Origin of the sequence: Pseudomonas sp. IT-P44 (assembly GCF_949768225.1) — a bacterium.
GTDB classification, from domain to species: domain Bacteria; phylum Pseudomonadota; class Gammaproteobacteria; order Pseudomonadales; family Pseudomonadaceae; genus Aquipseudomonas; species Aquipseudomonas migulae.
Genome location: NZ_CATKQM010000003.1, coordinates 22,434 through 47,543, shown reverse-complemented (window position 1 = coordinate 47,543; position 25,110 = coordinate 22,434). Strand labels below are relative to the sequence as shown.

Here is a 25,110-nt window from a genome sequence, read left to right as displayed (position 1 = left end):
CGAAAACTTTGGAAATGCGCCGCTGCCAAGGTGCCTGAGTCATTGGCTCGACTGCTTCTGATAGCGGGCCTAGAATAAACGCTCACTTTACCGGGTTGTGTGCTCATGCCTCCTGAATGTCAGCTTTTCGGCACCCTTGGGTGCCATCTTTGTGAAGTGGCGGAAGCCATGCTGATGGAATTTGTCGAGCGCGGTCTGCTGGTCGAGCTGGTGGATATCGCAGAGAACGAATCATGGTTCGAAGCTTACAGTTTGCGCATTCCGGTGTTACGGCGAATCGATACCGGCGCTGAGCTGGGTTGGCCATTCAGTGCCGACCAGGTCGTGGCGTTCCTGCGCTGACCTCGATAATTTTCTCGATTCCCATCTGTCGCTGTTCTCGTTTCGGTCATTGGCGAAATTGAGGTTATTCGGTTACTGTATGTGCATACAGTTATTCCGATCACCTGTCGTGTTCTCTTTATTGCGGATTCAGGCAGGCGATCCCGGAAGTCAGAGGGATGAATCTTGGTCAATGTCGAACAGTTGAAGAACAGCGTGAACCGGATGTCGGTGGACGTAGTGCGTGAGGCCGTCCACGAGTTGCGTCTGGATGGCCTGGTCACGGAAGGAAAAACACCGTTCAACAAGCTGCATTTCAATACCTGTTTCGCTGAAATCGAAGCACTGTTCCAGCGCGCGGGTTATCACCGGCAGCTGGACGTCGTGGGCTATCAGGGCTTGTTGTACGCACTTTACGATCCGGGTCGCTGGGAGGCGGTCGATGTGTTGCGCTGGCTCAAGGAGTTCACTGAAGCGGCGGCGCGCACGCAGTCGATTCCGGCCTGAGGATTCTCTGCTAGGTTCGGTCCGGCCTCTGTTGGATAATGCCGTCCTGCATTGAGGGTCAGAACTTCCGTATGTCCACTTCATCTTTTTCTGCTGCGCACAGCCAGGCCAGTACGCTCTACTTGCCGCCTGGCCCGTGGCAGACCGTACTTGAATGCCTGTGCGAGCACTTCAGTGCCATCGGTCGCGAGCAATGGCTGGACCGAATCGCCCGTGGTCGGGTCCTCGACGGGCACGGTGCGCCAATCGCCCTTGATCTTCCTTACAAGGAAGGCCTGCGGATTCACTACTTTCGGGAAGTGCCGGACGAAAAGCCGATCCCTGTGGTCGAGTCGATTCTGTACGCGGACGAGCACCTGGTGGTGGCAGACAAGCCGCATTTCCTGCCTGTGACGCCAGCGGGTGAATATGTCGAGCAGACGCTGCTACGACGGTTGATCCGTCGGCTGGATAACCCGCACCTGGTACCGTTGCATCGCATTGATCGGCATACGGCGGGGCTGGTGCTGTTTTCAGCCAATCCTCAGAGCCGTTCCGCGTATCAGTCGTTGTTTCCAACGCGGCAGATCGAAAAGCGCTACGAGGCTATTGCCAGGGCATTGCCGGAACTGACCTTTCCCTTGGTCCACAAGAGTCGGCTCGTTGATGGCGAGCCTTTCTTTCGTATGCAAGAGGGGCCGGGCGCCAGCAATACCGAGACGGCCGTCGAGGTCAGGGAGAAGAACGGCGATCTCTGGCGATATGCGCTTTACCCGGTGACAGGCAAGAAGCATCAGTTGCGGGTGCACATGACGGCTTTGGGGGCCAGCATCTGCAATGACCCGTTCTATCCGCAAGTGCTCAAGGATGTCGAAGACGACTATGCCAATCCGTTGAAGTTGCTCGCACAAGGGCTTCGGTTTGTGGACCCGGTCACGGGTGAGGAAAGAGACTTCGAGAGCGCTATCACCCTGCAATGGTGATGGCTGTTTTTCAGCCACGAAAAAGCCCGCATAAAGCGGGCTTTTCTGTATCCGGTTGGTGCCGCAAAGATTACAGCTCTTTGACGGTACGAACTTGATCCTTGTTGACGCGGGTTTGTTTGCCGTCCAACTGTTCAAATTCGTAGAAACCCGATTCCTTATCGTATTTTGGCGAGTCGACAGCCTGGATTTCGCGACCGTCATTCAAGGTGATCACTGCAGGCGATGCGCAACCGGCAAGGGTAGCGAGGCCGAGTGCGAGCATGAAAGCGGCGAGGGTCCGTTGAGTCATGAGTGTGTCTCCGAATATGAATTCTTTTGGTAACTGAGCTTGAGACGTTCGCGACACGTGCAAGTTCATTCTCGTGTCAGTCTGACACAGTGTTGTGGGCACTTAACAGTTCCGGTGTATTGAGGTTGGCCAGGCGAGGATCGTTGTCGGGGCATTGCAACGCCGTGGCGCCCAGTTTGCGCATGAGGCGCCCCGGGCTGCGTTCGCCGTCATTCCAGGCACTTTCGAACGCTTCTCGCAGGGCAACCGGAATGATGCACAGCAAGGGTTCCCAGTGTCCGTCATGGCGCAGCATCAGCGGTTTGTCCGGATGCTGGCTGGCGGTTTCGCGCATGCTGTGGAGCAGCGCGGCATCGATGCGCGGTACGTCACAAGGCAATACCAGCAGATACGCATGACGAGCGGCCTTCAGGCCTGCACGCATGCCAGCCAGCGGACCGGGGAAATCGCCTTCGTCGTCATGGACCAACTGGTCGGCGTAGGGCGCATACTTTTCCAGGTTCCTGTTGCAGGAGATGATCAGGTCATCGCTCAACGGACGGGTCTTGCGATGCAAATGCGCGATCAGTGGCGCGCCGTGCCATTCGATCAGCCCTTTGTCCTGGCCGCCCATGCGTTGGCCGCGCCCCCCTGCCAGGAGCAGAATGGAACAGGGTGGCAAATGTGTATTCGAGGTCATGGCAGGTCTCCATGGGGGCGGCGAAAAAAGGAGGCGCTGTGATATAACACCGGGCTGTTTCTCCTACAACTGGACGAGCCTATGAAAGCCAAGGCTGATGTACCTTTCGCACCGCTCAACATCGCGGTGCTGACTGTCAGCGATACCCGTACTCTGGAAACCGACACGTCAGGCCAGGTCTTCGTTGACCGCTTGATCGCTGCTGGCCATAACCTGGCCTCTCGGGTTCTGCTCAAAGATGACCTCTACAAAATCCGCGCGCAAGTCGCCAACTGGATTGCCGACGATGTGGTGCAGGTTGTCCTGATCACGGGTGGTACGGGATTCACCGGGCGCGACAGCACGCCCGAAGCGGTGAGCTGCCTGCTGGACAAGCAGGTCGATGGATTTGGCGAGCTTTTCCGGCAGATATCGGTGGCGGATATTGGCTCCTCCACTGTTCAGTCCCGCGCCTTGGCCGGTTTGGCCAATGGCACGCTGGTCTGCTGCTTGCCCGGCTCGACCAACGCTGTGCGAACCGGTTGGGACGGTATTCTCGCTGAGCAACTGGATTCGCGGCACCGCCCATGCAATTTCGTGCCTCATCTGAAACAGGCGCAGCCCTGTGAATCCCGTGGGTAAGCCAGGCAAGACAGGCAGCCTGATGGCTGTCGAAGTCGCACTGGCGCGCTTGCTGGAAATGGCTGAAGCCACGCCGATTCGTGAGCGTGAGTGCCTGCCCCTGGCGCAGCTTGAGGGTCGTGTTCTGGCCGATGACCTGATCTCGACGCTTGATCTTCCTCCGTGGCCCAACAGTGCAATGGATGGTTATGCGTTGCGCGCGGCCGACTGGGCGGGAGAGCCGTTGGTGGTCAGCCAGAAGATTTTTGCAGGCAACGCTCCGCCGCCTTTGACGCCCGGCACCTGTGCGCGAATCTTCACCGGTGCGCCGGTTCCTGCTGGGGCCGACTGCGTAGAGATGCAGGAAAACGCCGAAATCCAGGCGGATGAACGAGTCCGTTTCACCGAAGCCCTGGCGCCAGGACAAAACATCCGGCCACAAGGCCAGGAAACTACCGTCGGTGAAATGATTCTGCCAGCTGGCACGCGGCTTGGGCCAATTGAGCAGGGCCTGGCTGCTTCACTGGGATGCGCAGAGCTGGAGGTGATTCGCAAAGTTCGCGTCGCCGTTTTGTCCACCGGTGATGAATTGGTTGAACCGGGTAAGCCGCTGGGACCTGGCCAGATCTACAACAGCAATCGTGTGCTGCTCTGCAGCTGGTTGCAGCGATTGGGTTGTGAGGTGATCGACGCCGGTATTCTTCCAGATGACCTCGAGACCACTCGTGCCCGTCTTGCCAGTTTGGCAAGCGTCGATCTGATCCTCTCGACCGGTGGTGTATCGGTGGGTGAGGCGGATTTTCTGGGCATTGCCTTACGGGAGGAGGGCGAGCTGACATTGTGGAAACTCGCTATCAAACCGGGCAAACCGCTGACCTTCGGACATTTCCGTGGGGTTCCGGTCATTGGTTTACCCGGTAACCCGGCGTCGACCCTGGTGACCTTTGCCTTGTTGGCAAGGCCCTATCTATTACGCCGCCAAGGCGTAAAAGTGGTTGAGCCGCTGAAATTTCAGGTGCCGGCAGGGTTTAACTGGTCCAAAGCCGGCAGTCGACGCGAGTACTTGCGTGGACGTCTGGAAAACGGCCGGGCGATCATCTACAAAAATCAGAGTTCAGGTGTACTGCGCAGCGCAGCCTGGGCCGATGGTCTGGTTGAAGTGCTGGAGGATCACACGCTGATCGAAGGTGACAGCGTGTATTTCATCCCGCTGAGCGAAGTTCTGGGCTGATACCTGCCTCACGCTGGCCACGCAAACCCGGTTGATCGAACCGGGTTTTGCGTTGATGGCTGACGCTTAATGCGCGACGAGTGCCACGACCTGGTCGAAACGACTGTTGGCGATCCAGCCCAGAAGGCCGAGCACCACGGCTGTGCCACCGGCTGAATAGGCAAGCCGGTGTTTGATCGACTTCACGTCACTGCGGACTTCATCCATGTCTCTTCGGATGTATTCGAGGTGAGTTTCCAGTTCGACGACGCGAGGTTCCATTTCGGCTTCTCCAGTGGGTTTTGTACTTTTATTGAATTCGGCTTGCTGTTTGGCCCGTCTTTCCGCGAGTGGTGCAACCGGGATGCCCGGTAACCTGATGTCATGGCTTTGCATGGTACTTCCCTGTAATTCCTGCTGATGACTGATAAACCGCAGCCACCAAGGTGTACCAATCAAACGGGTGGGTCAATTGAGCCGATTCCTCAGGTTTTGTAAGAAAAAATCCCGCCTTGTAGGACCTCAATCCCGGACTCCTTGAAATAATTCGGTTTCCTGCGACTTTTATGGTGCGCATCGCGGTCAACATCTCCCATACGGAATGCAAACATGGGGGTGATCACAATGAGCGAACGCAAGGCACAGTTGATTCTGCATGGCAAGCAGGCGCTCAACGAGGAGGTTCGTGCGGCGGTCGAGGGTAAACGCGCACAAGGTTGGGAGTTGGCTGTTCGATTGACCTGGGAGGCCGGCGACGCACGGCGCCTGGTGGATGAGGCGCTTGCGGCAGGCTACAGGCAGGTCATCGCTGGGGGCGGTGACGGAACGTTGCGTGATATTGCCGAGGCCATGGCTGCGCAGTCGACGCAGGCCAGCCTGGTGCTGATGCCGTTGGGAACCGCCAACGATTTCGCGCGCGCTGCCGGTGTGCCTCTGGAGCCCGCCCAAGCCTTGAATCTTCTGGAAACTGAACCGTGTGCCATCGACCTGGGAGAGGTCGGCGGGCAGGTGTTTCTGAATATGGCCACGGGCGGCTTCGGCAGTCAGGTCACGGCCAACACGTCAGAGGAATTGAAGAAAGTGCTCGGAGGTGCGGCCTACCTGTTCACGGGGTTGTCACGTTTCAGCGAGTTGCATGCGGCCTATGGCGAGCTGCATGGCCCGGATTTTCAGTGGAGTGGCGAGCTGCTGGCACTGGGCATCGGCAATGGCCGCCAGGCGGGTGGTGGTCACGTGCTGTGCCCACAGGCGCTGGCGGATGACGGTCTGCTGGATATCAGTATTCTGCCTGCACCGCAGGAAGTGGTGGGTACGTTGAAAAGTTTGCTCTCCGACGGCTTCGGTATCGACAGCATGTTTGTGCGCGCCCGTCTGCCATGGGTCGAGATCAAGGTCTCGGAAGGTCTTTACATCAATCTCGATGGTGAACCACTGGAAGGCGACAGCTTGCGTTTCTCGGCGCGCCCGGCAGCACTGCGGGTGCATTTGCCCGAGGACTCGCCGCTGCTGAGCGTTCCGGCAATGATCAATCGTCCAGACTGATGATCTGCTCGCGCACGGCGAACAGCACCAGGCCCGCCACGTCGTAAATCTGCAAGCGCTTCATGATTTGCGAGCGGTGGGTTTCGACCGTCTTGATACTCAAACCCAGGCCATTGGCGATTTCCCGGGTGGATTTTCCGCGAACAATCAGCCGCAGGATTTCCAGCTGACGTGCCGTCAGGTTGTGCGAGTCCGCGGGTTCCGGCTGATGTTTCTGGTTACGGGTCAGCGCCTGGTTGATGACCGTATGGGCGATGGCCGGGCTCAGGTAGCGCTCGTTGTTGCGCAGGGCATCCAGGGCGTGTTCGAGTTCGGTGGCCGTGGTGTCCTTGAGCAGGTAACCGTGGGCGCCGGATTCCAGTGCCTGCATGATGAGCGCCGGGTCGGTGTGCATCGACAGAATCAGTACCTTGCTTTGCGGGCGTACGCGCTTGAGGCGCTGCAAGGCTTCAAGGCCACCGGTTTCCTTCATGGAAATATCCAGCAGCACGATGTCCGGGGACAGATGCTCGACCATTTCGAGCAGCTGCGAGCCGTCATTGGCCTCGCCGATGACGGCGTAGCCGGGAATATCCAGCACCAGAGCGCGCACGCCAGCCCTGATAAGCGAGTGGTCATCCACCAGAAGTAAGTTACAAGTCAACGCATAACCTTATTCGTACTGGCCCGTTCGAGCGCACGTGGCGCCCAGGGGAAGAGAGCTTCGATTTGAGTACCTTTGCCCGGTTCGCTGGTGACGGTCAATGTACCGCCCAGTTGATCGATACGTTCCGACATTCCGGCCATTCCGCGCTGCCCCTCACGACCCGGATCCGTCGCCGGCGCGAAACCCAGGCCGTCGTCGCTGATCAACAGCGTCAAGCCTTGAGGCTGGCGTTGCAGGCGGACCAACAGATTTTTCGCCTCGGCGTGGCGCAGTATGTTGGTCACCGCTTCCTGGGTGATTCGAAAGGCGGCCACCGCCATTTCTTCAGGGATGCCGGTCAAGCGTGAATGGCATTCCAGGCTCCAGTTCACCGTCGTATTGCCCAGTGTCTTGAGCAAATGCGCTCGCAGGCTGGCTTCCAGCCCCAGGCTGGTCAACTGTCTGGGGTTGAGGATGGCCGATACGTCACGCACTTTGGTCAGGGTTTCTTCCAGCGTGCCGCAGAGCACCGCGCATTGCTCTTGCAGTTCTTCGGGCATTCGGCGTTTGAGCCATTCACTTTGAAGTTTTGCCGCGGTCAATAACTGGCCAATATCGTCATGCAGTTCACGACTGAGCCGGTGGCGTTCGTTCTCCTGAACCTTCAATAAACGGTCGGCGAGCTCTTGAGGCTCGAACTTTATCGACTTGCGCGACAGGCGATGCTGTACCCAGACGCACGCCAGCGCTGCAATATTGAGCAGCAGCAGACTTAGCGGCAAGCGTGTGGACAGGCCATAGATCAGCAGGCTGCCGAGCGCCGAGCAGGTACACAACAAAAGCGTGAACCGACGCGCGTTTACTCGGGAGGGGGGCCACATGGTGATTGACTTGAGGCTGGCGTACATAACGGATGGAGCCAATGGATGTTCGCTGCGGGCAGACCGGTCTAATGGACTGACGGGTCTCTGTCTGAGTCACTCTGCCATTAATTGACGTCAACTAATGGTCGGCATAATACCACTTAACATACCGTTGGTCGCGTTCGGTATATATGTCTATAGAGTCAGGAAATAAAGGTTTTGGACGATAGTTCCACAATGGAAAAGTTTATCGGCAGGAAGGGAATAGTTACTTGTATCGGGCTGTCGTTGACAGGCATGAAATATTCAATTGCGACATGAGCGTGATCAAGTTACAGAGTGACATCTTGGCAATATGAATACAAACCACGGAGTAATTATCGGGTGAAATTAAGCCTGCCGTTCCGTAAAGGAAACGAGCCGGAACGGTTTGGAATTAACCGGTGGCTGAAACTGGTTTTGCCCGACCTGGTAGGCAAAGGCTTCGATCAATGAGGTTTGTTCACTGTCGTCGAGGCTGAGTTGGCCGGTGGTCTGATCGATCAGTTCGAGTTGCCAGGCCATCAATGTGAAGCAGTCTTTCAACGCATCCAGCGCCTGAGCATGCAGGTCGACGTGATTTTGGGCATGGTTCAGCAGGCCATGAATGTGCAGCGAAAACTCCGAAACGGCGACCAGGGCGAGGGCATCGGCCTTGTTGGCCAGCTTGAGCAGGGTACTGAGCATGCATTCGATGGCGTCCTTGTCATTGCTGATCAGTTGCAAATGACTCAGGCACTCCTCGGATTTGGCCAGGAGTGTTTCAGCTTCGGCGAGAAACTCCGGGAACCGCTTGGCCCACTCGTTACGGTCGTTCGGCATGCTTATCTCCACAACGTCATGTCAAATGAGGGAATGTCGTGTGTGTCAGCGAGAATGATCTGCGCCATGGCGTTGCCGTGCCGTCGTGAGATCGCGCTCCAGCCGGGCTGTCTGCAGGCGGAGGAGTTCAAGAGGGTGGATGGCCACTGACCTGCGATCGCACACAAAAGCCTGACTCCGTTCATGCAATGAGAATGGCGTCACATTAATGGCTATTGGATATTGCGAATATCAGGTTGGGCCTGATTGTTACTAGGGGAATCCCTTACGCACGGGAACCTAATGGACGAAACAGGGTCGCGCCGCAGGGAGTGAAGCAGATGAAGTGATGGCGCCAGTAAAGCATGATGTTAATGTGACATCAATGCCTGGGCATGGCATTTTGCATCGGGGTCAAGGTCCTGAAAAAACAGCCGATAACCCTCTTTAGTGAATTCATCAGAACAAGTACCAGGAGTCATTGATGGCCGGCATTCTCGACACGGTAGACCAACGCACGCAACTGGTGGGTGAGAATCGCCTGGAAATTCTCATGTTCCGCCTGGCTGGGCGGCAATTGTTCGCGATCAACGTTTTCAAAGTGCAGGAAGTGCTGCAACTGCCGAAACTGACCCTGATGCCCCAGCGCCATCCGTTTGTCTGCGGCGTGGTCAACCTGCGTGGCCAGACGTTGCCGGTGATCGACCTGTCCCAGGCCATCGGCATGCGTCCGCTGGTGCCGAGCCCTACCAGCACGATCATCGTCACCGAGTATAACCGCTCCGTGCAGGCTTTCCTGGTTGGCGGTGTGGACCGCATCGTCAACATGAACTGGGAAGCCATTCTGCCGCCGCCGACCAGCGCCGGCCGTCAGCATTACCTGACTGCCATCAGCAAGGTCGATGATCAGTTGGTGGAGATTATCGACGTCGAAAAAGTCCTCGCCGAAATCGTTCCGTACAACGCCAAGGTATCCCGCGACAAGCTCGACGATCCAATACTGGAGCGCGCCCGTGGCCGTGAAGTGCTGCTGGTGGACGACTCCAACGTGGCGCTCTCGCAGTTGCGCGACACCCTCGGCCAGTTGGGCGTGAAGATGCACATTGCCAGCGATGGCTTGAAAGCGCTGAACATGCTCAAGGGCTGGGCGGATACCGGCGTGAACATGACCGACAAATTGCTGATGATCTTTACCGACGCCGAGATGCCGGAAATGGACGGCTATCGCCTGACCACCGAGATCCGTAACGATCCGCGTCTGCGCGGCCTCTACGTGGTTCTGCACACCTCGTTGTCCGGCAGTTTCAACGACTCGATGGTCAAGAAGGTTGGCTGTGACAACTTCCTCTCCAAATTCCAGCCGGACAAACTGGTCGATGTGGTGCGTCAGCGCCTGATGCTCGACGAAGTGCCTGCCTGATCACGATGTAAAGGCTGCACTCTGCTTACCTGTGGGAGCGGGCTTGCTCGCGAAGGCGGTTTAACATTATTTATGTCGACTGTCACACCGCCTTCGCGAGCAAGCCCGCTCCCACAGGGTATGCAGTGTTCAGTTCACAGTCTTTGATTCAATGAGCAAGCTCGTATAGGGTGGCATTTTTGTCCTCCAGGGAGCTGGTCATGCTGCGTCTGAGTGCGCTTTATCGTTATCCGTTGAAATCCGGCAAGGGCGAGATCCTGCAACAGGTCAGTCTCGACAAACTGGGGCTGGACGGGGATCGACGCTGGATGCTGGTGGACGAGGCCAGCGGGCGCTTCCTGACCCAGCGTGCGGTGGCGCAGATGAGTCAGCTGTCGGCGTTGTGGAATGCCCAGGGCGGTTTGACCCTCAGCGCTCCCGGCCACACGCCGATCGATATTGCCTTGCCTGCCAACGACGCTGAGTTGCGTGGCGTGACTATCTGGCGCGACACCTTGCGTGTGCCTGATGCCGGTGACGAGGCGGGGGCCTGGGTCAGTAGATTCATTGGCAAGCCGACTCGCCTGGTGCAAGTGCCGGTTGATCGCGCTCGGACCACACAGGCCGGTTATGGCAAGGACGACGATCAGGTGGCCTTCGCCGATGGCTTCCCGTTGCTGCTGATCGGGCAGGCGTCCCTTGAGGATCTGTCGCAGAAGGTCGGGCGTTCGTTGGAGATGCTGCGTTTTCGACCGAATCTGGTGATCGAGGGCAGCGAGGCGTATGCCGAGGACGGCTGGAAGCGTATCCGTATCGGCGACGTCGAGTTTCGTGTGGTCAAGCCGTGTTCGCGCTGCATTCTGACCACCATCGATCCGCAGACCGGCGAGCGCAGCGATGACCGTGAACCGCTCGCGACCTTGCAGAAATACCGTGCCCAGGAAGACGGTGCGATGTTTGGCCAGAATCTGGTCAATGACGGCAATGGCCAGCTCGAAGTCGGCATGCCGGTCACGATCCTGGAATAAGCGACCCTGAATGAAAAATGCCCGTGTCCAAGGACACGGGCATTTTTTTGCGCTGTGAAAACCCGGGGTTTTAGCCGCGGTATTCGCACAGGTAAGCGGTGTCGACGGCCACTTTCAGCTGGAATTTGCTGTTGGCTGGCACGTTGAACTGGCTGCCGGCGGCGAAGGTTTCCCAGTTGGTGCTGTCTGGCAGTTTGACGGTCAGGGCGCCGGTCACCACGTGCATGATTTCACGCTGGCTGGTGCCGAATTCGTATTCGCCCGGAGCCATGACGCCAATGGTCGCCGGACCTTCAGCGGTGCCAAAGGCGATCGACTTGACGGTGCCGTCGAAGTACTCGTTGACTTTAAACATGGGCGATTCCTCGAAAAGGGCTAAAAAGGGCCGGCCAGTATGCACAAGGCCCTTGGCGCCGTCACCTCTCTAGAGCGGGAGAATCAGCGGTAACAGACGCGCTGTATTGCGCGCATCTTCCAGTGCCCGGTGCTGCTGGCCGGTGAACTGCATGCCGGCCAGTTGCAGGGCGCCGTTGAGTCCCAGCGGGCGTTCCAGCCGTCGGGCCTTGGCAAAGCGCTGCTTGAGGTTCATGTGCGGCACGCGACTCAGTTGGCTGTCGAGTTGCAAGCGCTCCCACTCCTGAAGCAGTTGCCTGCGATCGTAATCGCCCCAACTGGCCCAGCCTTCCAGCCGTGAATGATGTTGGCCGAGCCAGCGCTCGAAGACCGGCCAGACCTCGGTCAGCGCCTGTGCGCTGTCGATATTGGCCTGGGTGATGCGAGTCAGCTCGCGACAAAACGGCGTGAGCAGGGGGCGTCGCAGCGGTCGCACGAAGCGCTGGAAATGGTCCTGCTCACGCCCTTGGCGGTCCACCAGCGTGGCGCCGATTTCGATGATTTCCATTTCCGTAACTGGCCAGCCACCTTCGTCGGTGGTGGCTTCCAGATCGATCACCAGCCAGTGAGGCATTGAAGGGTTCCCGGTATCCGCATCCTGATAGGGCTTGAGCGTAGCCAAACCCGACGGATCCGCCTAGCGGCTTATTCGACCTCCAACAAAATCTGACGATTTTTTACCTGATCGCCGACCTTGACCTGCAAGCGTTTGAGCACGCCGTCGATGCCGGACTTGAGCGGATGCTCCATTTTCATCGCTTCCAGCACCACCAGCAGTTGGCCTTTACTGACCGGGCTGCCTTGTGCGACCAGCACGTCGACAATTGCGCCGTCCATTGGCGCCTTGAGCGTGCCGGAGCTGACGCTGGCCTGGCCGCTGACCAGCGCTTGCGTGCGATCCTCCAGACGCAGGCTGCCGGGGCGGGTGAACAGCCAGAGCTGTCCGGCCTCCAGACGATAGGCATGACGCTGGCGGATGCCGTTGATGTCCAGGGTGGCCCAGCGTCCATCACACTGGATGACGTTCAGTTCGAAGGCCTGTGCGGCGACTTCAATCCGGTACGGTTCGCCCGGTACCGCGTTCAACTGCACCGGCCAGTCCCGATCCTCCAGGCCGATGCGATAGTGCAGCGGCACACTGGCGTTGTTGCGCCAGCCGGCCAGCGCGGCGGGATGAACCTGCGCCGAAGCCTGATAAAACAGCGTCGCCGCAATCGCCAGTTCTTCAGCACTCGGGTTATGCGGATGCAAACAAGGATGGTCGGCGAAATGCGTCGGGATGAACCCGGTGCTGAACTCGCGACTGATGAAGCGTGGATGTTCCAGCAGGCTGGCAAGCAAGCGCTGATTGCTCGGCAAGCCCAGCAGCACACTGTCTTGCACCGCGCGCAGCAACTTGCGCCGGGCTTCTTCACGGGTAGCGCCGTGGGCGATGATCTTGCCCAGCATCGGGTCATAGAACGGGCTGACGTGTTGACCTTCGATCAACCCATGGTCGATCCGCGCTCCACTCTGCAAGGCCGGTTCCCAGGTGGTGATGCGCCCGGTCTGCGGGAGGAACCCTTGGGTCGGGTCTTCGGCATACAGCCGCACTTCCATGGCGTGGCCGTTGAGTTGCACCTGTTCCTGGCGCAATGGCAGCGGTAGTCCTTCGGCGACGTGCAACTGCCAGGCCACCAGATCGAGGCCGGTGATCAATTCAGTCACCGGGTGTTCCACCTGCAACCGCGTGTTCATTTCCAGAAAGTAGAACTGCCCGTGCGCGTCCAGCAGAAACTCCACAGTGCCAGCGCCCACATAGTTCACCGCGCGACCGGCCTTGAGCGCCGCTTCACCCATGGCCTGGCGCAGTTCGGCGGTCATGACCGGGCAGGGCGCTTCTTCGATGACTTTCTGATGGCGGCGCTGGATCGAACAGTCGCGTTCGCCGAGGTAGATCAGGTTGCCGTGTTGGTCGCCGAACAGCTGAACCTCAACGTGACGCGGATCGATCAGCGCTTGTTCGAGGATCAGTTCGTCGCTGCCAAACCCGTTCAATGCCTCGGAGCGCGCGGTGCGAATCTGTGCGAGCAAATCCCCTGCATCGTGTACCAGGCGCATGCCGCGCCCGCCACCGCCGGCACTGGCCTTGATCATCAGCGGAAAGCCGATGCGTTCGGCTTCGAGGCTCAGGGTTGCGTCGTCCTGCCCGGTGCCTTGATAGCCTTTGATGCAGGGCACACTGGCGTCGAGCATGGCGAGTTTCGACAGGCGTTTGCTGCCCATCAGTTCGATGGCTTCGGGGCTGGGGCCGATGAAAGTAAGGCCGGCATGCTGGCAGGCGCGGGCGAATTCGGCATTTTCCGAGAGGAAGCCGTAGCCGGGGTGGATCGAATCGGCACCGGTGCGGCGGGCGGCGTCGAGGATGGCCGGGATGTTCAGGTACGACTGCTGGACCGGGGCCGGGCCGATGTTGACGGCTTCGTCGGCGATTTGTACGTGCAAGGCATCCGCATCTGCGTCGCTGAACACGGCGACGGTGCGGTAGCCCAAGGATTGGGCCGTGCGCTGGATGCGGCAGGCGATTTCACCGCGGTTGGCGATCAGTATTTTTTTCAGGGCGGGCATTGGGATATTCCCTTCGTATTTGCGGTGGAAGTGATGGCCTCTTCGCGGGCAAGTCGGATCGCCGCACCGCTCGCTCCTACAGGGGGCACCAAAAACCTTGTAGGAGCGAGCGGTGCGGCGATCCGACTTGCCCGCGAAGCTTTTAAGGCGCCCATCCCGGTTTGCGTTTTTGCACAAAAGCCATCGTGCCCTCGACCCCTTCCGCTCCGATCACCGCTTCGCTGAACCACTCGGCCGCTTCATCCAGCAACGCATCCGACGGTTGCCCTGCACTCGCCAGCAACAGTTTTTTGGTCGTCGCATTGGCCCCCGGCGCGCAGCACAGCACGTGGGCCAGAACTTCACCGAGACGCTCGGCCAAGGCTTGCGCGTCATGCTCGACAAAATGCACCAGCCCCATGCGCCGCGCCTGGTTGCCGTCGAACCGCGCCGCCGTCAGCGCCAGGCGCCGGGCCTGAGTCAAGCCGATGCGCTGGACCACAAACGGCGCGATCTGCGCGGGCAGCACGCCGAGGCTGGTTTCCGGCAGCCCGAATTGCGCCTGATGATCCGCCAGGGCGACATCGCTGACGCAGGCCAGACCCAAACCACCGCCAAGCACTGCGCCTTGCAACACGGTGATCACCACTTGCGGCGCGTGTTGCACCTCTTGCAGCAGCGCGCCGAACACACGGTTCAGATCACGGTAGGCGTTCGCGCCTTGAGCACGGGCGTTGGCCATGTCCTTGATGTCGCCACCGGCACAGAAATGTCCACCGGCACCGCCGATCACCAGGGCCCGAATCGCACGGTCATCGCGCACGGCCAACAGCACCGCACGCAGTTCGGCGACCATCAGCAGGTTCATGGCGTTGCGGCTTTCCGGGCGGTTGAGGGTGATGTGCAGCACGCCGTTATGCGGTTCGAGCAATAACGTCTGGCAATCCGGCAGGGTACTCATTTCTTTTTCCCTGGCAGGATGCCCATGAGTTTGCAGATGATCCCCAGCATGATTTCGTCGGCGCCGCCGCCAATCGACACCAGCCGCACATCGCGGTAGGCGCGGGCCACGGGGTTGTCCCACATGAAGCCCATGCCGCCCCAATATTGCAGGCAACTGTCGCTGACTTCACGGCCCAGTCGCCCGGCCTTGAGTTTGGCCATCGACGCCAGACGCGTGACGTCCTGACCTTTGATGTACTGCTCGGTGGCCTGATAGACCAGTGCCCGCAGGCATTCGATTTCGGTTTGCAATTCGGCGAGGCGAAAGTGGATGACCTGATTGTCGATCAGCGCATTGCCGAAGGTTTTACGTTCCTTGCAATACTCGATGGTGCTGTCGATGCAGTATTCCAGGCCCTTGATCATGTTCGCCGCGCCGAACAGGCGTTCTTCCTGAAACTGCAGCATTTGCATCATGAAGCCCGCGCCTTCATGGCCGATGCGGTTGCGTTGCGGCACGCGCACGTTGTCGAAAAACACCTGGGCGGTTTCCGAACTGCGCATGCCGAGCTTGTCCAGGTGCGAACTGAGGCTGATCCCCGGCGTGTTCATCGGCACCATGATCAGCGACTTGTTGATGTGCGGTTTGTCGTCCGAGGTGTTGGCCAGCAGACAAATGAAATCGGCGCTTGGCGAGTTGGTGATCCACATCTTGCTGCCGTTGATCACGTAGTCGTCGCCGTCCTTGCGGGCGGTGGTTTTCAACCCGGCCACGTCGGAACCGGCGCCGACTTCGGAAACGCCGATGCAACCGACCTGTTCGCCGGTAATGGCAGGGCGCAGAAACTCTTCACGCAGTTCATCGGAACCGAAGCGCGCCAGCGCTGGAGTGCACATGTCGGTCTGCACACCGATGGACATCGGAATGCCGCCGCAATGAATGGTGCCGAACTCCTCGGCGGCGACAATCGAATAGCTGTAATCGAGCCCCATGCCGCCGAATTTTTCCGGTTTGGAAATTCCCAGCAGGCCCAGGTCACCGGCCTTGCGGAAGATTTCGTGGATGGGAAAGCGCCCGGCCTTTTCCCATGCCTCGACGTTCGGGTTGATCTCGTTTTCGACGAATTGGCGAACGGTGCGGCGCAGTGCTTCGTGTTCCTGGGTGAAGATCATTTTTATTGTTCTCCTCTGGCCGGTTCAGAACCGGGCTACGCCAAAACTGTTGGTTTGCAGCGGCCGCACATCGGCCTCATGACAGATGTCCAGCAAGTAACCGAGCAGGGTCCGGGTGTCCCGCGGATCGATGAGCCCGTCGTCCCACAGACTGGCGCTGCCATAAAGCGCGGTGGACTGGCTGTCGAGTTTCTGTGCGGTGACCTGCTCCAGCATGTCGAGCATTTTCGGGTCGGGCACCAGGCCGTCCTTGAGTTGTTTGGCTTCGGTGACAATGCGCAGCACCTTGCCGGCCTGCGCGCCGCCCATCACCGCCGTGCGGCTGTTGGGCCAGGCAAAGATGAAGCGCGGGTCGAGGCCGCGACCGCACATGGCGTAGTTGCCGGCGCCATAGGAACCGCCGACGACGATGGTCAGTTTCGGTATGCGGGCGTTGGCCACCGCCTGAATCATCTTCGCGCCGTGCTTGATCACGCCTTGCTGTTCCGACTCGGTGCCGACCATGAACCCGGTGGTGTTGTGAAAGAACAGCAGCGGCGTCTGGCTCTGATCGCAGAGCTGGATGAATTGCGCGGCTTTACTCGCCCCTTTGGGGGTGATCGGGCCGTTATTGCCAATGAATCCGCAGGCGCGTCCCTGAATGTGCAAATGGCCGCAAATGGTTTGCTGATCGAACTCACCCTTGAACTCAAGGAAGTTCGAGCCGTCGGCAATCCGCGCAATGATTTCGCGCACGTCGTAGGGCTTTTTCGGATCGTCCGGGATCAGTCCCAGCAGCTCGTCGATAGGGTAGAGGGGTTCTTTCCACTGCCGTTCGGGCAACCATTGCAGCTGCTCGTTCCATGACAACAGGCTGACAATCTCGCGCACCAGGCGCACGCCATCGGCATCGTTCTCGGCCAGGTATTCAGCGGTGCCGGCAGTTTGCGCGTGCATCTCGGCACCGCCCAGTTCTTCGTCGGTCGCCACTTCTCCGGTCGCGGCTTTCAGTAACGGTGGGCCGGCGAGAAACAGTTTGGCTTTGCCACGCACCACTACCGTGTAATCCGAGAGCCCTGGCTGATAAGCGCCGCCCGCCGTGGCCGAACCGTGGACCACGGTGATCTGCGGCAACCCCATGGCCGACATCCGCGCCTGATTGGCAAAACTGCGCGCGCCTTCGACGAAAATTTCCGCTGCGTAATTGAGGTTGGCGCCGCCGCTTTCGGCGAGGGTGATCACCGGCAGTTTGTTCTCCATGGCGATCTGTTGCAGGCGCAGGGACTTTTTCAAACCGCTGGGGGAAATCGTCCCGCCCTTGATCGCGCTGTTGTTCGCCACGACCAGAACCCGCACGCCGGACACGTAACCGATCCCGGCGATCAAACCGCCGCCGGCTGAGCTGCCGTCCTTGTCGTCATGCAATTTGTAGCCGGCCAGGCTCGCCAGTTCGAGGAACGGTGCACCGGGGTCGAGCAAAAGATTGAGGCGTTCGCGGGGCAGCAATTGCCCGCGCTTGTCGAACCTGGGTTTGGCTTCGGCCGCTTTGTTCAGCAGGTTCTGTTCGAGCTGACGGACTTGCTCGATCCCGGCCAGCATCGCTGCACGGTTCTGGGCAAACTGGTCGCTGAACGGGTCGACTTGCGACTGAATCACCGGCATGACTTATTCCTTGTCCTTGAGCACGTCCGGCAAGTACGCGCGGTGGAACCCGTTGTACGACTCACTGATCTTGGCCTTGTGGATCGGCCACGCCCGACCGCCAAGGCTGGCGGCGCCGTCGATACGCAAGGTGCTGCCACTGACAAACGCTGCGGCCGGACTGAGCAGGAAGACGATCGCGGCGCTGACTTCCGATTCGGTGCCGATGCGTTTCAGCGGCACGTGCTCGCGCAAGGTCGGAATCACCGCTTTGAACGCACCTTCGTAAGTGTCCATGCCGCTGGAGGCGATCCAGCCCGGCGCCACTGCATTGACCCGCACCCCGGCGTAACCCCATTCGAACGCAGCGGTCTTGGTCAGGTTGTCCATGCCTGAGCGCGCCGCGCCCGAGTGGCCCATGCCGGGCATGCCGTTCCACATGTCGGCGAGCATGTTGACGATGGCGCCGCCGTGTTGGCTCATGGACTGGTTGAAGACTTCGCGCGCCATCAGGAAACCGCCCACCAGGTTGGTGCGCATCACGGTTTCGAAACCCTTCTGGTTGATCGAGGCCAGTGGTGAGGGGAATTGGCCGCCGGCATTGTTGACCAGTCCGTGGATCGGACCGTGCTTGCGGATCAGTTCGCTGACCAGATGCTTGACCGCTTCTTCGTCGCGAATATCGCAGGTCTGCCAATCGGCCTTGCCGCCATCCTCGGTAATCTCGGCAACCACGGATTTCAGTTTGTCGGCATTGCGCCCGATCAACAGCACATGGGCGCCGAGGGCCGCCAGTTCATGGGCGGTGCAGCGACCGATGCCGCTGCCGCCACCGGTGACGATGATGTTTTGGCCGGCAAACAGATCAGCTTTGAAAATCGAATCGTAGGCCACGGCGGCAGTCCTCTAGTTGACCTGGTCGGCGATGCGCTGCGGCACCGGAATCTGGATGTCCAGCAGTTGTTGGGCGAAGGCTTTGCCTTGCGGATCGATCCGCAGACTGGCCACGCCACCACCGCCAAGGGCGTTTTCCAGCAAGAAATTCAGGCTGTGGGTCGCGGGCAGGTACCAGCGCTCGACGCGCCCGTGAACCGGGTCGAGCACATGACTCATCCAGTCGACCATCACTTCCGGGGTCAGGGCTTCGGCGATCCACGGCAGGTACTCCGGCTCGCGTGCCATGACGCCGATGTTGCTGTGATTGCCCTTGTCACCCGAGCGTGCGACCGCGAGCTTGATCAGCGCCACGCTGGCATCGGCGCGACCGGTGGGTTTCGGTGGGTCGTACGGCACCGGCAGGTCCGCGGTGGTGAGCGCGTCGAGGGCGGGCAGGGCGCACGGATGACGCTGACCATTGAGATCAATGTCCAGCGTGCAGGCGGATTTGTCGATGAGGAACGAGAACAGCCGGATCAGCGGATACACCGTCGGCCGTCCGCCGACGATGCCGGTCAACCCCGGCGCCATGCCGGTGGCGGCCTGGGCGATTTCCCGGGAGAACACGATCAGCGCCTGTTTGTCCGGGTGGCGCACGGCGAGTTTGATCACCACTTCGCGGCTGTCGTGACGCTGGCCATGGGGACCGTACGTGGCCTCGCTGCCGAGCAGTTCAATATTGACTTCGCTGTAGGGCGCCCAACCGCGCTGGCTGAAGATTTCCGAGGTCTTGCTGATGATCGCTTCGCTGACACGCCGCGCCTTGTCCACCGCATCGATCCCGGCGATCAGGCAACTGGCGGTGCAGCGGAAACCGTCCGGATACGTCGCGCTGACCTTGTACTGATCGGTGGGCGGCAAGCCTTTGGCGCCGTGTACCTGAACTGCGTTCTTGCCTTGTTGCTGAAGTTTGACCTGGGTGAAATCGCAGATCACATCGGGCAGCAGATAGGCCTGCGGGTCGCCGATTTCATAGAGCATCTGCTCGCCGACTGTGAGTGGCGTGACCAGGCCGCCGGAGCCTTCGGGTTTGCTGACGATGAACTGGCTGTCGGCGCTGACTTCGACGATGGGGAAACCGATGTGTTCGTAGTCGGGCACGTCGCGCCAATCGGTGAAGTTGCCGCCGGTGCACTGGGCGCCGCATTCGATGATGTGACCGGCGAGTGCGGCTTGCGCGAGTTTGTCGTAGTCGTGCCAGGACCAGCCGAATTCATGCACCAGTGCAGCGCTGACCACGGCGCTGTCGACCACGCGCCCGGTAATGACGATGTCCGCGCCCAGGCGCAAGGCTTCGACAATGCCGGGCGCACCGAGGTAGGCGTTGGTGGAGACGCACATCGGCGGCAAGGGCGCGCCGCTGAACATTTCGTGAAGGCCGCGGGTGCTCAGGTGTTTGAACTGCGGTTGCAGGTCATCACCCAGCAACACGGCGATTTTCAGCGCCACGCCGGCCTTGTCGCAGGCCGCTTGCAGGGCAGCGGCGCAGGCCTGCGGGTTGACGCCGCCGGCGTTGCTGATGACGCGGATGTTCTGTGCGGCGAGCTGCGTGAGCAGCGGGCTGAGCACTTCGATGAAGTCGCTGGCGTAGCCGGCCTGGGGATCTTTCATCCGCGCACCGGCCATGATCGACATCGTGATCTCGGCCAGATAATCGAACACCAGGTAATCCAGGCGTCCGCCTTCCACCAGTTGCGCGGCGGCGGTCGAGGTGTCGCCCCAGAAGGCGCTGGCGCAACCGATGCGAACAGTTTCAGGCACAGCCCTTTCCATAGCCACCTCCCTCAGACGTGTATCGAGACTACCAAGCAAGCGCTTGGTTTGTAAACGACTTAAATATCTTCTGCCCGAGCGCTTGCTTGGTTGCCTTCGTCAGCTTAAATTGCCCGCGCAACCCCGCTGTTTTAGCGGTGAGTACGACTGTAGGAGAGAACGGGTGGACGAGCAAAAAGCCCTGAGGGTAATGCGCGAATTGGTCGACAACGGCCAGTTGACCGACCCGGACAGCGCCCGTGGCAAATTGCTGCAAGTGGCGGCTCACCTGTTCCGCAACAAAGGCTATGAGCGCACCACGGTGCGTGATCTGGCCGGCGCGGTGGGCATTCAGTCGGGCAGCATTTTTCATCACTTCAAAAGCAAGGACGAGATCCTGCGGGCTGTGATGGAGGAAACCATTCGCTACAACACCGCGTTGATGCGTGCGGCGATCGCCGAAGCCGAAAACGTGCGCGAACGGGTACTGGCGCTGATTCGCTGTGAGTTGCAGTCGATCATGGGCGGCAGCGGCGAGGCCATGGCGGTGTTGGTGTACGAATGGCGTTCGCTGTCCGAAGACGGGCAAGCGAAGGTGTTGGCGTTGCGCGACATCTATGAAGACCTCTGGCTGCAGGTGCTGGGGGAGGCCAAGGACGCGGGATTCATTCGCGGGGATGTGTTCATCACCCGGCGTTTTCTGACCGGTGCGCTGTCCTGGACCACGACCTGGTATCGCCCGGATGGCAGCGTGAACCTCGATCAATTGGCCGATGAGGCGTTGATTCTGGTGCTCGAAGAAAAACAATAGTGTTGCCCGGAACCGCAGGAAACTGGCTAAGTGGCCGAAACCGCCTAGCTTGAATGAATTGATGCGTACTTTTTTGGGGAGTGGGTTGTTTTGATGTCTTCGCCAATTCGGACGGCCTCGCGGCTTTTTCTGGCGGCGCTTGCAGCGCTTTGGGTATTACCGTCTCCGGCGGCGCAACTGGTGCGGGTCGGTGCCGCGCATTTTCCGCCCTACACCGTACGCCCTGAATCCGGTGCCGACACTGGCCTGCTGCCGCAGTTGGTCGAGGCGCTCAATGCCCTGCAAACCGACTACCAGTTTGTGCTCGTGCCGACATCCATTCCGCGACGCTTCGGTGACTTCAAGCAGAGCCGGGTGGACATGGCTATCTTCGAGAACCCGAACTGGGGCTGGAAGGACATTCCCCACGTCAGCGTAGACATGGGTCTGGAAGATGCCGAGATTTTTGTCGCGCAACGGATTCCCAATCGTCAGCAGAACTATTTCGCCGATCTTGCCGGCAAGCGTCTGGCGCTGTTCAGCGGCTATCACTACGAATTCGCCAACTTCAATGCCGACCCCAAGGTCCTCGCGCAAAACTACAATGCCACGCTGACCTATTCCCATGACAGCAACCTGCTGATGGTGCTGCGCGGGCGCGCCGACATTGCCCTGGTGACACGCTCCTACCTGAGCGATTACCTGCTGCGTAACGATAAAGTCGCTGATCAACTGCTGGTGTCCGAACGCATCGATCAGGTCTATCACCATTACGCCATTCTCCGTCCGACAGCGCCCATCAGCGGCGTTGCCTTCGGCAAGTTGCTGCAAGGGTTGCGGGACAACGGCCAGATGCTGAAGATCTTCGACCCGTACAAGATCGCCGTGGTGCCGGTTCCCCAGGATTGACGATAAGGCTTCAACCCCCTTGAAAGCAGCAGGCGCCCATTCGTCGTAGATTCCTTTTTTCGAGGATCACACTGTCAAATGTGACAGTAGTCGATCTCATTGCCTTGCGGTTAGATGACTTTCCGGTGCTGAACCCTTTAATGGGGGGGAAGCCTCATTACGAAAAGGCATCCGCCATGTCAAATAACGAATCGAATACTCTTCCGCGTCTTCCAACTCCATTTGTGGTGCAGGCTGTCGGCAAGTGTCTGACTGTACCGACGTCCGATGAAGAATCCAGATGCACTGTTTCTGTTGCGCCTTGGTGGTCTATTGAGGTCGGCCAACCGACTACTTTGCATGTCTGCGGGTACAATCGGGATGGCTCGACAATGATGCAGCTCATCGTTGATAAGGAGCCTGTAACCGAAGACGAATATGTGAAAGGTTGGTCTCGAGACATTAGTTGGGAGCATTTTCAAGGCCTGCTTGACCGCAGTCACCTTACGTTTGTTTTTCAGGCGCAGCTGGAGGACGGCGAATGTAGTTGCCCGGATTTGTTTCCGCCGCTGAGTCTTGAGGTTCTGTTGCGCTACGAAGATGTAACAACGTTCAGTGCGACGGACGGGACAGATAACTGGAACGGTTGGATGAGGGGAGAGGCTGCGGCTGACCTTCGTGATCTCATTGTCGGGCCGGATGGTGATGGGGTTGGGGTTCGCTATGGGTTATTCAACCATACGTCCACCAACCGATCTGCAGGCGTTTTGCTAAGCAAGAGCTTCCATGGTTTAGAGAAGGGGCAGATGTATACCTTCGGGGTTGACGTGCGCCGTTGGATACACAAGTACGCAATTCCAGTGCTTTCACTTGAATCCAATACCGGTGTCATTGTCCCACCCACTGAGGTTACATCAGCGGTAAACCGCCTGGAGGGTTCGTTTACGGCGGACTCGCCGCAAATGGTCCTCAAGATCGTCAGTCATACCGAAAGAGGTGTAGGGAATGATTACATCATCAGCAAAATCTGGCTGAAGTCACTCTGAGATTTGCGGTGGACGTCGCTAAATTTCCAAGCCTGGCTCACGTTCCTAAGTGAACTGTCGATGATCGTGAGCCCGCCCCATGCCCAATCTGAATGACCTGACTGCCCTGGCTTTGCCGACAGGCAACCGCCTTGTCGCGGATGAAACCGAAAACCGCCTGAGCCTGAGCCTGGACGCGCAACCGCTGATTACCTTGCGGCTGACGCGTGAGCCCGAGTTGCACCTGCATGTCGAGGCACGCGTCGACACTCAGGCCGTGTGGGCTGCCGGTTATTGGCTGTTTGCCCGTGACCCGGCTTGCCAGCGCCTGACCTGGCACCTCGATGACGCTCCCGCCGAAGCCTTGCTCAGCGGGTTGCTGGTGTCGACCGAACTCGCCGGCCAGTATCGCTGCGAGCGCACACTGTTCTGGCAGTTGCCGCAGCCTTGGCTGGGGACGTCGCTGACCAGCAGCTACCCGCAGCAAATGGTGATCAGCGCTGGCAAGCGTCATCCATTGCGCCCAGTGAAACCGCGCGGTGAAGTTTATCGACGTTTCGATGCGCGGCTGGGGGTGTGGATTTCCCTGCGTACGCTGGACATCGACCTGGACCTGGCGCGCTTCAATCGCTGGCAGAACAGTGCGCGGGTGGCGAGTTTCTGGCAGGAGGAGGGCAGCCTTGAACAGCATCGCGAATACCTGGGCAAACTCGACGCCGACCCCCACACCGTGACGTTGATCGGCTGTTTCGATGATCAGCCGTTTGCTTATTTCGAAGCCTACTGGGCCAAGGAAGACCGCATTGCGCCGTTCTACGATGTCGATGATTACGACCGTGGCATTCACATGCTGGTCGGCGAAGAAAACCATCGCGGTCCGCACAAGGTGGCGAGCTGGTTATCGGCGTTGTCGCATTACCTGTTTCTCGACGATCCGCGTACCCGGCGGGTGGTTGCAGAGCCGCGTGCCGACAACGCGAAGATGATCGGGTACATGCAGGGTCAGCGGTTTCATTGCGAGAAAGAGTTCGACTTCCCGCACAAGCGCGCGGCGTTGATGGTGTTGGGGCGGGAGCGGTTTTTTGAGCGGTGTGGGTTGGCTTGATGGGTAGGGTTCAAGATCGGTTGCGGTCTTGAGTCCGCCTTCGCGGGCAAGCCTCGCTCCTACAGGTTAGTGTCGTTTTGGCGAGCGACACGGACCTGTAGGAGCGAGGCTTGCCCGCGAAGCTTTTAGCGGCGGGAGAAAGTATCTGCGCGACTGCCCGACACCTTGCGGCAATGCACCAGCGCGTCGCGAATCATGAAGTTCACCAGGGTTGGCGAAACACCCAGTTCCTTGGCGATGTCCTTTTGCGGCACGCCGTGCAGGCGGTACATCTCGAAGGCGTAACGGGTGCGGCTCGGCAGCTCCGTCAGCGCGTCGGCGATGTTTTCCAGGGTCGAAAAATTGATGTGCGAGGTTTCCGGCGAAGCGCCTTGAATCACCACGTTCAGCCCTTCTTCTTCAGGCCCCGAATACTTCTGCTCCAACGCCTGTTTGCGGTAGTGGTCGATCGCCAGGTTACGCACGATCTGGAACAGGTAACTGAGCTGAGCCTTGATCGAGGAGGTGATCTGCGGCGCCGATTGCAGGCGGAAGAACGCATCCTGAACCACATCTTCGGCACGTGAGCGGCAGCCGGTAATACGGGCGGCAATCTTGACCAGAATCAGTCGATTGTCCACGAATGCCTGAAGTAGCGGTGAATCGCACCTGCTTGTGGATACTTGTTCCGTCATGGAAATCACCTTGCTGCAAATGGGGTCGTGGGACGACGGGTATATCGGAGCCGTCCTACACATCGAGCGACAAATTATTCTGAATGATAATGATTGTCAATTGAGAAAGAGAACTAATCCTTCTCTTGAGTGAGCAGTGAGAACTGCGACACGCTGTTGCGCTCGCTTGCGACACCCAGCCCCCGTTGGCGATCAAGCCTGCCGACTAATTATTTCAAGACGTCATCCGTTCTCATTGGTGAATGGCTCCGGGCGCAAGCCCCGGCCAAAACAGCATTCCCAATGCCTCGCGTGGTCGGCGAAGACCGCGTCCTGCATGCCCCTGATGGGGCGTGAAAGCAGAAAACCGATTCCACTT

At 59.2% G+C, this 25,110-nt stretch carries 26 protein-coding genes and 2 pseudogenes; 12 read left to right on the top strand and 16 right to left on the bottom strand.

Annotated elements, in window-relative coordinates:
- Positions 1–105 precede the first annotated feature (105 nt).
- The 3 genes from ACM6IO_RS00195 (at position 106) to ACM6IO_RS00185 (ending at position 1,790) form a co-directional block, all read left to right on the top strand.
- Entirely contained in the window at positions 106–342 is a 237-nt protein-coding gene (locus ACM6IO_RS00195; protein WP_414910701.1) for a glutaredoxin family protein, read from the top strand.
- A gap of 165 nt (positions 343–507) precedes the next feature.
- On the top strand, positions 508–828 hold the full coding sequence (locus ACM6IO_RS00190; RefSeq protein ID WP_008030323.1) for a hypothetical protein: 321 nt from the start codon (positions 508–510) through the stop codon (positions 826–828).
- Between the two features lie 71 nt (positions 829–899).
- A complete protein-coding gene (locus ACM6IO_RS00185; RefSeq protein ID WP_032828803.1) occupies positions 900–1,790 on the top strand; it encodes a pseudouridine synthase in 891 nt (296 codons plus the stop codon).
- Positions 1,791–1,860: 70 nt separating this feature from the next.
- Here the strand turns inward: ACM6IO_RS00185 and ACM6IO_RS00180 are convergent, their stop codons facing one another.
- Positions 1,861–2,082, bottom strand: coding sequence for a YgdI/YgdR family lipoprotein (locus tag ACM6IO_RS00180; RefSeq protein ID WP_008030318.1), 222 nt, complete (start codon positions 2,080–2,082; stop codon positions 1,861–1,863).
- Between the two features lie 76 nt (positions 2,083–2,158).
- Positions 2,159–2,761, bottom strand: a complete 603-nt coding sequence (mobA, locus tag ACM6IO_RS00175) for a molybdenum cofactor guanylyltransferase MobA (protein ID WP_192227858.1) — start codon at positions 2,759–2,761, stop codon at positions 2,159–2,161.
- Between the two features lie 81 nt (positions 2,762–2,842).
- Between mobA and moaB the strand changes: the two genes are divergently transcribed.
- Both moaB and glp read left to right on the top strand, forming a co-directional pair.
- Positions 2,843–3,382, top strand: coding sequence for a molybdenum cofactor biosynthesis protein B (moaB, locus tag ACM6IO_RS00170; protein ID WP_008030315.1), 540 nt, complete (start codon positions 2,843–2,845; stop codon positions 3,380–3,382).
- 22 nt (positions 3,383–3,404) lie between these two features.
- Positions 3,405–4,592, top strand: coding sequence for a gephyrin-like molybdotransferase Glp (gene glp / locus ACM6IO_RS00165; RefSeq protein WP_414910700.1), 1,188 nt, complete (start codon positions 3,405–3,407; stop codon positions 4,590–4,592).
- Between the two features lie 66 nt (positions 4,593–4,658).
- Here the strand turns inward: glp and ACM6IO_RS00160 are convergent, their stop codons facing one another.
- The gene (locus tag ACM6IO_RS00160; protein ID WP_192227856.1) at positions 4,659–4,967 is read right to left on the bottom strand and encodes a hypothetical protein; all 309 of its coding nucleotides are present in this window, start codon (positions 4,965–4,967) and stop codon (positions 4,659–4,661) included.
- 228 nt (positions 4,968–5,195) lie between these two features.
- Here ACM6IO_RS00160 and yegS point away from each other — a divergent pair, with 228 nt between their 5' ends.
- On the top strand, positions 5,196–6,113 hold the full coding sequence (gene yegS / locus ACM6IO_RS00155) for a lipid kinase YegS (RefSeq protein ID WP_414910738.1): 918 nt from the start codon (positions 5,196–5,198) through the stop codon (positions 6,111–6,113).
- Here yegS and ACM6IO_RS00150 read toward each other — a convergent pair.
- The 3 genes from ACM6IO_RS00150 to ACM6IO_RS00140 all read right to left on the bottom strand — a co-directional run bounded on the left by ACM6IO_RS00150 (position 6,097) and on the right by ACM6IO_RS00140 (position 8,462).
- Positions 6,097–6,756: a response regulator transcription factor gene (locus tag ACM6IO_RS00150; RefSeq protein WP_253404499.1), complete on the bottom strand. Its 660-nt coding sequence runs from the start codon at positions 6,754–6,756 to the stop codon at positions 6,097–6,099. The two genes, yegS and ACM6IO_RS00150, sit on opposite strands and share 17 nt — an antisense overlap.
- On the bottom strand, positions 6,753–7,646 hold the full coding sequence (locus ACM6IO_RS00145) for a sensor histidine kinase (RefSeq protein WP_414910737.1): 894 nt from the start codon (positions 7,644–7,646) through the stop codon (positions 6,753–6,755). Before ACM6IO_RS00145 ends, ACM6IO_RS00150 begins: the two co-directional genes overlap by 4 nt.
- A 345-nt stretch (positions 7,647–7,991) precedes the next feature.
- Complete coding sequence (locus tag ACM6IO_RS00140) at positions 7,992–8,462, bottom strand: hypothetical protein (RefSeq protein ID WP_008030299.1); 471 nt, start codon at positions 8,460–8,462, stop codon at positions 7,992–7,994.
- A 463-nt stretch (positions 8,463–8,925) separates the two neighbouring features.
- Between ACM6IO_RS00140 and ACM6IO_RS00135 the strand changes: the two genes are divergently transcribed.
- Both ACM6IO_RS00135 and ACM6IO_RS00130 read left to right on the top strand, forming a co-directional pair.
- Positions 8,926–9,861 (top strand): chemotaxis protein CheV, encoded by a 936-nt coding sequence (locus tag ACM6IO_RS00135; protein ID WP_008044401.1) that lies wholly within the window; start codon positions 8,926–8,928, stop codon positions 9,859–9,861.
- Positions 9,862–10,061: 200 nt separating this feature from the next.
- Positions 10,062–10,868, top strand: coding sequence for an MOSC domain-containing protein (locus tag ACM6IO_RS00130; RefSeq protein ID WP_192227855.1), 807 nt, complete (start codon positions 10,062–10,064; stop codon positions 10,866–10,868).
- A 70-nt stretch (positions 10,869–10,938) separates the two neighbouring features.
- Here ACM6IO_RS00130 and ACM6IO_RS00125 read toward each other — a convergent pair whose 3' ends face one another.
- The 9 genes and pseudogenes from ACM6IO_RS00125 to ACM6IO_RS00085 all read right to left on the bottom strand — a co-directional run bounded on the left by ACM6IO_RS00125 (position 10,939) and on the right by ACM6IO_RS00085 (position 20,279).
- A complete protein-coding gene (locus ACM6IO_RS00125; protein ID WP_008030293.1) occupies positions 10,939–11,223 on the bottom strand; it encodes a pyrimidine/purine nucleoside phosphorylase in 285 nt (94 codons plus the stop codon).
- Between the two features lie 69 nt (positions 11,224–11,292).
- Positions 11,293–11,835, bottom strand: coding sequence for an exonuclease domain-containing protein (locus tag ACM6IO_RS00120; protein WP_008030291.1), 543 nt, complete (start codon positions 11,833–11,835; stop codon positions 11,293–11,295).
- 71 nt (positions 11,836–11,906) lie between these two features.
- Positions 11,907–12,257 (bottom strand): annotated as a pseudogene (locus tag ACM6IO_RS00115) (acetyl-CoA carboxylase biotin carboxyl carrier protein subunit); the annotation flags it as partial.
- Positions 12,258–12,400: 143 nt separating this feature from the next.
- Positions 12,401–13,868: pseudogene (locus ACM6IO_RS00110) on the bottom strand (acetyl/propionyl/methylcrotonyl-CoA carboxylase subunit alpha); the annotation flags it as partial.
- 142 nt (positions 13,869–14,010) lie between these two features.
- Positions 14,011–14,808 (bottom strand): enoyl-CoA hydratase/isomerase family protein, encoded by a 798-nt coding sequence (locus ACM6IO_RS00105; protein ID WP_414910699.1) that lies wholly within the window; start codon positions 14,806–14,808, stop codon positions 14,011–14,013.
- The gene (gene atuD, locus ACM6IO_RS00100) at positions 14,805–15,962 is read right to left on the bottom strand and encodes a citronellyl-CoA dehydrogenase (RefSeq protein ID WP_192227852.1); all 1,158 of its coding nucleotides are present in this window, start codon (positions 15,960–15,962) and stop codon (positions 14,805–14,807) included. The genes ACM6IO_RS00105 and atuD overlap by 4 nt, the downstream gene beginning before the upstream one ends.
- Positions 15,963–15,986: 24 nt before the next feature.
- On the bottom strand, positions 15,987–17,603 hold the full coding sequence (gene atuC, locus ACM6IO_RS00095) for a geranyl-CoA carboxylase subunit beta (protein ID WP_223480528.1): 1,617 nt from the start codon (positions 17,601–17,603) through the stop codon (positions 15,987–15,989).
- A 3-nt stretch (positions 17,604–17,606) separates the two neighbouring features.
- Positions 17,607–18,476: an SDR family oxidoreductase gene (locus ACM6IO_RS00090; RefSeq protein WP_008030284.1), complete on the bottom strand. Its 870-nt coding sequence runs from the start codon at positions 18,474–18,476 to the stop codon at positions 17,607–17,609.
- 12 nt (positions 18,477–18,488) lie between these two features.
- Positions 18,489–20,279, bottom strand: a complete 1,791-nt coding sequence (locus ACM6IO_RS00085) for an acyclic terpene utilization AtuA family protein (RefSeq protein ID WP_414910698.1) — start codon at positions 20,277–20,279, stop codon at positions 18,489–18,491.
- Positions 20,280–20,454: 175 nt separating this feature from the next.
- Between ACM6IO_RS00085 and ACM6IO_RS00080 the strand changes: the two genes are divergently transcribed.
- The 4 genes from ACM6IO_RS00080 (at position 20,455) to ACM6IO_RS00065 (ending at position 24,078) form a co-directional block, all read left to right on the top strand.
- Positions 20,455–21,081, top strand: coding sequence for a TetR/AcrR family transcriptional regulator (locus tag ACM6IO_RS00080; RefSeq protein ID WP_008030281.1), 627 nt, complete (start codon positions 20,455–20,457; stop codon positions 21,079–21,081).
- A gap of 93 nt (positions 21,082–21,174) precedes the next feature.
- Positions 21,175–21,969 (top strand): substrate-binding periplasmic protein, encoded by a 795-nt coding sequence (locus ACM6IO_RS00075; protein ID WP_008044437.1) that lies wholly within the window; start codon positions 21,175–21,177, stop codon positions 21,967–21,969.
- Between the two features lie 176 nt (positions 21,970–22,145).
- Positions 22,146–22,994 carry a sugar-binding protein gene (locus tag ACM6IO_RS00070; RefSeq protein ID WP_414910697.1) on the top strand — a complete coding sequence of 283 codons (849 nt, stop codon included), beginning with the start codon at positions 22,146–22,148 and terminating at the stop codon, positions 22,992–22,994.
- Positions 22,995–23,073: 79 nt separating this feature from the next.
- A complete protein-coding gene (locus ACM6IO_RS00065; RefSeq protein ID WP_414910696.1) occupies positions 23,074–24,078 on the top strand; it encodes a GNAT family N-acetyltransferase in 1,005 nt (334 codons plus the stop codon).
- A 125-nt stretch (positions 24,079–24,203) separates the two neighbouring features.
- On the opposite strand, the gene ACM6IO_RS00060 is transcribed toward ACM6IO_RS00065, so the two are convergent.
- Entirely contained in the window at positions 24,204–24,752 is a 549-nt protein-coding gene (locus tag ACM6IO_RS00060; RefSeq protein WP_008030278.1) for an RNA polymerase factor sigma-70, read from the bottom strand.
- Positions 24,753–25,110 lie beyond the last annotated feature (358 nt).